This window comes from Pseudoalteromonas sp. T1lg75 (assembly GCF_002964705.1).
Classification (GTDB): domain Bacteria; phylum Pseudomonadota; class Gammaproteobacteria; order Enterobacterales; family Alteromonadaceae; genus Pseudoalteromonas.
Window position 1 is genome coordinate 1 of the sequence record NZ_PQCD01000016.1, and the last position, 8427, is coordinate 8427.

General features: G+C 49.6%; 5 protein-coding genes and 1 tRNA gene. All 6 read right to left on the reverse strand.

Features of this window, described 5'->3' with window-relative positions:
• Nucleotides 1–156: 156 nt before the first annotated feature.
• The 6 genes from C2M36_RS04390 to C2M36_RS04415 all read right to left on the reverse strand — a co-directional run bounded on the left by C2M36_RS04390 (nt 157) and on the right by C2M36_RS04415 (nt 8425).
• A complete protein-coding gene (locus C2M36_RS04390; protein ID WP_105253873.1) occupies nt 157–585 on the reverse strand; it encodes a hypothetical protein in 429 nt (142 codons plus the stop codon).
• 787 nt (nt 586–1372) lie between these two features.
• On the reverse strand, nt 1373–2110 hold the full coding sequence (locus C2M36_RS04395; RefSeq protein WP_234399087.1) for a hypothetical protein: 738 nt from the start codon (nt 2108–2110) through the stop codon (nt 1373–1375).
• 80 nt (nt 2111–2190) lie between these two features.
• Entirely contained in the window at nt 2191–3978 is a 1788-nt protein-coding gene (locus C2M36_RS04400; protein WP_105253875.1) for an alkaline phosphatase, read from the reverse strand.
• A 12-nt stretch (nt 3979–3990) separates the two neighbouring features.
• Complete coding sequence (locus tag C2M36_RS04405; protein WP_105253876.1) at nt 3991–5580, reverse strand: alkaline phosphatase; 1590 nt, start codon at nt 5578–5580, stop codon at nt 3991–3993.
• A 255-nt stretch (nt 5581–5835) separates the two neighbouring features.
• Nucleotides 5836–7923 carry an elongation factor G gene (gene fusA / locus C2M36_RS04410; RefSeq protein WP_105253877.1) on the reverse strand — a complete coding sequence of 696 codons (2088 nt, stop codon included), beginning with the start codon at nt 7921–7923 and terminating at the stop codon, nt 5836–5838.
• 425 nt (nt 7924–8348) lie between these two features.
• Nucleotides 8349–8425: transfer RNA gene (locus C2M36_RS04415), tRNA-Met, on the reverse strand.
• Between the last annotated feature and the right edge of the window lie 2 nt (nt 8426–8427).

Here is an 8427-nt window from a genome sequence, read left to right on the forward strand (position 1 = left end):
GGTATAGGCCTGGGTTCTTTTCTTTTTAGTCATGAGACACCTCTTTTTCTAACTATAGAAGGTGTCTACTTTTTTTGGGTAAGTCCTGTATCTAACGCCGCGGTAAGCGGAGAGTATTTGTTGGCTAAAATGTGAAGCGAAGCGGAACCGAGCCAACTATTGCGAATCCGCCTTTAACGCCTTGTTATACGCAATTATTGCTGCATACACCAATAAAACGCAACTAAGAGCGAAAATACTTGCCACAGAGGTTGCAACCTCATAAGTAGTTGAAAACCGTGCAGGCACGCCATTGACCATAGTAATAAGAACCGTGACAGGCAATTGCATTAAAGCAATGGCTAACCAATCAAATGGCTGCACAGGCATGAGCTTACGATAACCAAAAACAATTGCCGCGGCTGAAATTATTGAAATAAGCGAATCATGAAATAACAGCAATAGCCATTCTTTGCTATTGGCGTTCAGATTTGGAACAGTAGCCAAATAATCAAGTAGCAAGGTGTAATCAGGTGCCGATTGAAATGCGTAAAATAATAGCGCCGCAAGCAAAAAACCAATAAAGAAGGCAGGTAGATATTTCAATGGTAACTCCTTTGCGTATAACAATTTAATATAGAGCGATTGGGTCGTTTTTCTACCGCAAGCTGTCTCGTTTTTGTCCTATGACCATTGATAACAGATTTAGTAAGTGCATACCAGCGTTGAAGTTTCTCCAAATTGCTATAAACGTGGACACGACAAAAACGACCCATTGGGTCGTTTTCCTGACTATGGGAGAAACTCAACGATTATGGATGTATACAAAGTGATTTCGGTGGAAGTATGAGCATCAGCTGTTCCCTCTAATCGGACTTACAGTTTGCGTTAACCTAAATTGAAACGCAGATGTATCAGCCTAATCCCGTAAAAATTCGCGCTGAAGAAATCGGCTTTTGTTGTGGAGTGTGCTTGAAACAATGAGATAGGGATATCGAGTTAGGTTTACCGAGTCAGGAAGACTCGTTAAACCGTGTTGAAAGCTAAGCGGAACGCTTAACAAAAACCTGAGTTCGGAAGCATTAGCGAATCACGGGCGCCTTGGGGTTCCAAGGGGCGGTTGGCGTAAACCGCCCTTTGGTTGTCGTCGCCAACGCGACATAAACTAACCTCTGTGCAAGAAATTCATCCGTGAAGCGCCTCTCCTGTCGGCTTCCATGCCTCCACCTCCTCGAGCTGCGAAGCATTGCTTCGGTCTCTCGTCGCCCAACGCGGCAAAGTCTAACCTACACGACAATACCTGCGATTACCTGTAGGCGAGGCTTTAGCCTTGCAAGGTTGTCAGGGTAAACCCTGACCTACAAGACCGCCGTTGTCGGCGGCCCGACAAAAACTAATGATGATGACCACCCTTTAGCGCCTGACCATCACTGCTGTAAAAGCCCGAAGCGCCATGCTCGATAAAACCCTGGTTAATCATTTTCGCGAGAAAGGGATCTTGCTCGTTATCGCCGACATCCGCATAGTCGGTGCTTTGATAACGGTCCCACAAGGCAAACTGACGCTCAACCTGTTGTTGGTTTAGCTGATAGCCCTGCAATTCCAGGCTGTTCACTTGTTGCCATTGGCCTTGATCATCCTGCTTGCTTAGGGTCATGCTTTTCACCAGCTTAAGTTCGGGTAGCCAGGTAATGGCCAGCTTTTGCTGCTCATTGCCGTGCTCAAAAAACTCTTCACGCTCGCAGCCCTGCCCCTGCGTACGCACTGGCTGCTCCAGCAAGGCATTACTCACTAACTGATATTTTTGAGACCAATCAATTTCCAGCCCTTGGCCTTTAAGCTCACCGGGCTGATATTCAATGCCCCTTTGGTATTGCTCAAAATAGCGCACCGGGCGAACCTGGCCGCTGCGCAAGTGCTGCCATTTTTCAACCAGCCCCTGAGCCAGAGCCTGATGGGCGACTTCCTGATGCAAACGCCACAGGCTAAAACCCTTGGCATTCTGCTTGCCCTGTTGCTGCTGATAGTCGGCCTTTAATACCTCGGCATTGGCGTCACATTGCTCTGCTTGAGCCGCATTGGCCATACCGCCTATGGCACAGCACAGTGCCGCAAGGGAAAAATACTTCATTTTCATTCCTTTAATACCGAATTAGCTATTTAAGTGAATTGATATAAGCAGGGCCGAGCATCGGCTCGGCCCATGGCTTATTACTTAGCTAACTTGGCTTCGGCTTTCTCTACCAGATCCGCAGCATAGTTCATCACGTGGAAGATGTAGCTTTGCTCGTTGGTACCCGTTACCAGGTGTGCACCCGGACCCTGAGCATAGACACCCACATCCTCACCGGCGTGCGTTTCTGAGCCCATAGGCACCAAGGCTTCTTGGTGGAAACCAGGAGCGGTCGTATCCACACCGCTCAAGTCAACGCGACCGGTCACTATGTCACCGTTATAACCGGCGTCGGCATCGGTTTCTGCGCCCAGATCTTTGAAGCCATTACCATTGGTGTAACCCAAGGTGGTATACGGCATACCGTCGGCGGCCAGGGTTGGCTTGCTGCTGCCTACACCCACAACCTTGCCCAGGATTGGGTTACCACGCTTAGGATAACCGGCAATGGTAAATACGTGGCTGTGGTCAGCGGTGACGATGATCAGGGTTTCTTCACTGTTGGTATTGTCGATAGCCGCTTGTACCGCATCGGCAAAGGCCACGGTATCATGCAAGGCGTTATAGGCATTACCGGCATGGTGAGCATGGTCGATACGACCCGCTTCCACGGTCAGGAAGAAGCCTTCGTTGTTATTATCAAGCACGTCGATGGCCTTAGTGGTCATCTCGGCTAGCGAAGGCTCACCGGCTACGTCATTGGCACGGTCTTGCTCGTACTGCATGTGAGACTCGTTGAATAAGCCGAATACGCGCTCCGTGTTCGCCGCGTCAATGGCATCGAAGCCGGCCTGATCCACCACATAGGTGCCATTTGGATAGGCTTGCTGCCATTTTGCCGTTAAATCGATACCATCGGTACGATCGCCCTCGGTGCTGCTAACCGCATCGGCACTGTTAAAGGCCGGATCTTTCGGTAGGAAGTGACGACGACCGCCGCCCATCACGACCTCGATACCATCGACATCAACATCAAAGCGCGCTTCAAGGTTCTGCTCGAAGTCCACCAATTGCATGGCGATATCCTGACAGCCACCGGCAACCGCATCGGCCGGCATATCGGATACGTCTTCCCAGTTACGGTCTGCCGACTTGGCATAGGTTGCCGCCGGGGTGGCGTGCGTTATACGCGCCGTTGAGATAACACCGGTCGACTTGCCGGCAATTTCTGCCAGCTCTAATGCCGTTACCAGTTCATTACCCTCTACCGAGGCACAGTTGCCACGCTCTACCGCTTCGGCCACACCAATCACACCCACATCGGTTTTCACACCCGAGGCCATGGCGGTCATGGTACCGGCCGAATCCGGTGTTTGCGCATCAACGTTATAAGTCTTTGAGAAGCCAGAATAAGGCATGGCTTCGAAGCTAAGCTGGTGCTCTTCACCGAGCTTATCTTGAAGCTGACCGGCAAGGATACGCGCCGCAGTTACGGTCGATACGCCCATGCCGTCACCAACAAACAGGATCACGTTTTTCGCTTTCGCAGGAGTTGTCGCCAGGGCATCGGTGCGCTCCTGAGCCTGACCCACCTTTTGCTGCGCATCGGCAAACCAAGGGTTGCTGGTTAAGCTCGCTAGTTCGGACTCGTCCAATGTGGTTTTAACCGGGTTACACACGGTCTTACTACCGTCTACTTCGCCCTGCTCTAGCTGGCCGTTGCCATTATCGTCGGCACCCACCTGAGTCAGGGTACCGCCATTGATACATTGGCTGTCACCAACAGGAATTGCGGTGTCTAGGCTCAAGGTTTTTGGCGCATCATCATCCGAGCAACCAGCTAACGCAGCCAGTACTGCGAGAGAAAGAAAACTTAACTTTTTCATTATATTAATTCCTTATTGCTTGGTTAGCTCAAGCGCCGAATCGATGATGTGGAAAACCACGCTCTGCTCAACAACACCCTGCGCTAAGTGTGCGCTTGGGCCCATGGCATGCAGGGAAATATCTTCACCGGCATGGGTTTCTGAACTAAGTGGGATGGTTGCTTCTTGGTGGAAACCCGCAGCCGTTGTATCAAGACCGCTGATGTTTTGACGACCCGCCATTGGCGCATCGTTGTAGCTGGCATCGGCATCGGTTTCGGCGCCCAGGTTACGGAAACCAAGGCCGTTGGCGTAACCCACTGTGGTATAAGGCTGACCATCGGCGGCCATGGTCGGTGTGGTGCTACCTACAGCAACAACCTGACCCAGGATAGGGTTACCGCGCTTCGGATAACCGGCAATGGTGAACACATGGCTGTGGTCGGCCGTAACCAGGATAAGCGTTTCTTCCGGGTTGGTGCTGTCTACCGCCAGTTGCACTGCTTTAGCGAGTTCAATGGTGTCATGCAGGGCATTGTAGGCATTACCGGCGTGGTGGGCGTGGTCGATACGACCGGACTCCACGGTTAGGAAGAAGCCCTTGTCGTTGTTATCAAGGATATCAATGGCCTTTTCGGTCATTTCCGACAATGAAGGCTCGCCAGAGATATCGCTGCCGCGGTCCGCTTCATACTGCATATGTGATTCGTTGAACAGCGCAAATACACGCTCGGCATCCGCGTCAATGGCGTCAAAGCCGGCACGATCCCAAACATAAACGCCGTTTTCGTATTGCTCTTGCCATTGTGCAGTTAAATCCAGGCCATCGGTGCGATCCCCTTCAACCGTACTGCGGGCATCGTCGCTGTTAAAGGCTTCGTCTTTCGGTAAGAAGTGACGGCGACCGCCCCCCATGACCACTTCGATACCATCGACATCGGTACCCAGGAAGCGTGCTTCTAAATTCTTTTCAAAGTTAACCAACTGCGAAGCGATATCCTGACAGCCTGCGGCGATGGCTTCTTCTGGCATGTCAGACACATCTTCCCAGTTGCGGTCGGCCGACTTGGCATAGGTCGCCGCCGGTGTTGCGTGGGTAATACGCGCAGTTGAGATAACTCCCGTGCTTAGACCGCGGATTTCCGCCAGCTCAAGGGCCGTTACCAGTTCATTACCGGCAACCGTTTCACAGTTACCGCGCTCAACGTCTTCATCCACACCGATCACACCCACGTCGGTTTTTACACCCGATACCATGGCGGTCATGGTGCCGGCAGAATCCGGGGTCTGGGCATCAACGTTGTAGGTTTTCACTTGCGCCGAATAGGGGAATTGCTCGAAGCTGAGGTAACCTTCTTCACCCAGCTTGCCATTGTTTTGGCCTTGCAGAATACGCGCTGCGGTCAGGGTAGAAATACCCATGCCGTCACCGACAAAGAGGATAACGTTTTTAGCTTTGGTTTTTTTCTCTAAGGTGGCCTGCTGTTGCTTGGCGTTCAGCTTATCTTGGTCGGCTTGATACCACTGGCTATTGACTTGCGCCGCAGGCATGACACCTGCAAAAGCTTGGCTAGATAGGGCCAAAGCCACTGATGTAGCAAGGGCTAACTTTGTCACTTTCATGATTTGTTCCCGAGTATTGGTTAAGTAGCGCTGGATAGAGACGCGGCTCTGCGGCGCTGATGCTTGAGAGCAAGGGGCTTCCTTACTGCTGCCAATACTGTAGAGAACGAATGTTGCTAAAAAATAACTGTTTGTTGACTCTGAAATGATAGAAATATGACACTAATAAGTCATTCGCTGGCACCCTGGGGTAAAACGCGGCCATAAAAAAACCCAAGCATTAAGCTTGGGTTTTTCGATAAAAAAGATGACTAATTACTTAGCTTCTTTTTTCGCTTTTTCAGCTGCGATTACTTCTTCCGCTACGTTTTGCGGACAAGGTGCGTAGTGTGAGAACTCCATAGAGAACTGACCACGACCAGAAGTAATAGTACGTAGGTGGCCGATGTAACCGAACATCTCAGATAGTGGTACTTCACCCTTGATGCGAACGCCCATAGCGCCAGCTTCTTGGTCTTTGATCATACCACGACGACGGTTAAGGTCACCGATTACGTCACCCACGTTGTCTTCCGGAGTGAACACGTCAACTTTCATGATTGGCTCAAGAAGCTGAGGGCCCGCTTTAGGGATAGACTGACGGAATGCGCCTTTAGCAGCGATTTCGAACGCGATGGCTGATGAGTCAACTGCGTGGAAACCACCGTCGAATAGCTCAACTTCAACGTCTAGTACTGGGAAGCCTGCAAGTACACCTTCCTGCATCATTGACGCGAAACCTTTCTCAACTGCTGGCCAGAATTCCTTAGGAACGTTACCACCAACAACTGATGAAGTGAAAGTGAAGCCTGAGTTTTGCTCACCTGGCTTGATGCGGTAGTCGATCTTACCGAACTGACCAGAACCACCAGACTGCTTCTTGTGCGTGTAGCTATCTTCAACTTCTTGAGTGATAGTTTCACGGTAAGCAACCTGAGGCTGACCAACAACTAGGTCTACACCGTAAGTACGCTTAAGGATGTCTACCTTAATGTCTAGGTGTAGTTCACCCATACCTTTAAGGATGGTTTCACCTGAATCTTCGTCAGTTTCAACTTGGAAAGAAGGATCTTCTGCAACCATTTTACCGATAGCAACACCCATCTTCTCGTTACCGCCTTTGTCCTTAGGAGCAACAGCGATTGAGATTACTGGATCAGGGAAGATCATCGCTTCAAGTGTACATTCGTGCTTAGGATCACAAAGAGTGTGACCAGTTTGCACGTTCTTCATACCTACAACAGCGATGATGTCACCGGCTTGTGCTTCGGTAAGTTCAGTACGCTCGTCCGCTTGCATCTCAACCATACGGCCGATACGCTCAGTTTTACCAGTAGCAGAGTTAAGGATGGTGTCACCCTTCTTCATGCGGCCTGAGTAAATACGGATAAAGGTAAGTGCACCGAAACGGTCGTCCATGATTTTGAACGCAAGCGCTTTTAGTGGCTCGTCTGCAGAAACAGTTGCTACTTCACCAGTAGGCTCACCAGTTTCAGGATCAGTTAGCGGCTGAGGATCAACTTCAGTTGGAGCTGGTAGGTAATCAACAACAGCATCTAGTACTAGTTGCATACCTTTGTTCTTGAACGCAGAACCACAGAAAGTCGGGAAGAAAGCTAGATCACGAGTACCTTTACGGATACAGGCTTTGATCTGCTCGATAGAAGGCATTTCACCTTCCATGTAGGCTTCCATTAGGTCATCGTCTTGCTCAACAGCAGTCTCGATTAGCATCTCATGGTATTCTTCAACTTTGTCTACCATGTCAGCTGGAACGTCTTGTACTTCGTAGTTCTCAGGAAGACCTGTGTCATCCCAAACGTACGCTTTCTTCTCTAGTACGTCTACAACACCACAGAACTGATCTTCGATACCGATAGGTAGAGTCATAACTAGTGGGTTAGCACCAAGTACTTTTTCTACTTGACCAACTACGCGATAGAAGTCAGCACCCATACGGTCTAGTTTGTTTACGAAGATAACACGTGCTACTTCTGATTCGTTCGCATAACGCCAGTTGGTTTCTGATTGTGGCTCAACACCACCAGAACCACAGAATACACCGATACCACCGTCTAGTACTTTCAATGAACGGTATACTTCAACTGTGAAGTCAACGTGTCCAGGAGTGTCGATTACGTTTAGGCGGTGACCTTTCCACTCACATGTTACGGCTGCTGACTGGATTGTGATACCACGCTCTGCTTCCTGCTCCATGAAGTCGGTAGTTGATTCACCGTCATGTACTTCACCGGTTTTGTGGATTTTACCGGTGAGCTTAAGAATACGCTCAGTGGTGGTAGTTTTACCCGCATCAACGTGCGCGAAAATACCAATGTTTCTGTATTTGGATAAATCTGCCATTTCTATACTCTGATTGGTCGAAAAATTATTCGGCGGGAGTATATCACCTCTTGTGGCGAACATCATCATTGAAACCGCTTAAAATGCAATCAAATTTAGAAAAACTGGGCGAGTCGAGTATTTGCGGATGATTAAAACGTCGCCAGCTTCTTCTACATGAAGAAAAATAGAATCAAAACTTTGTAAAGCCAGTATTTTAGGAACACAACAAGCGCAAAAAGCCAGAAAGCGGTGCGATATCAAGCAATCATGAACTAGGGTGGAATTGAACCCGACACGCCAGGTCAAGCAATAGTAACTCTGATAAATTTAGTGAGAAAACACTAAGAGTTGGTTGCGGGAGCTGTGAATATTGAGAGCGAACCGACTACCGGAGGTAGAAAGAGAATAAATCTGAAAACTTTAAGTGAGAAAACACTAAGAAGTGGTTGCGGGAGCCGGATTTGAACCGACGACCTTCGGGTTATGAGCCCGACGAGCTACCAGGCTGCTCCATCCCGCGCC

What these genes read in the sequence shown, in the direction of transcription:
- C2M36_RS04395 (WP_234399087.1), bottom strand. Translation starts at nt 2,110, where the DNA reads ATGAAGTATTTTTCCCTTGCGGCACTGTGCTGTGCCATAGGCGGTATG.
- C2M36_RS04405 (WP_105253876.1), bottom strand. Translation starts at nt 5,580, where the DNA reads ATGAAAGTGACAAAGTTAGCCCTTGCTACATCAGTGGCTTTGGCCCTA.
- fusA (WP_105253877.1), bottom strand. Translation starts at nt 7,923, where the DNA reads ATGGCAGATTTATCCAAATACAGAAACATTGGTATTTTCGCGCACGTT.
- C2M36_RS04400 (WP_105253875.1), bottom strand. Translation starts at nt 3,978, where the DNA reads ATGAAAAAGTTAAGTTTTCTTTCTCTCGCAGTACTGGCTGCGTTAGCT.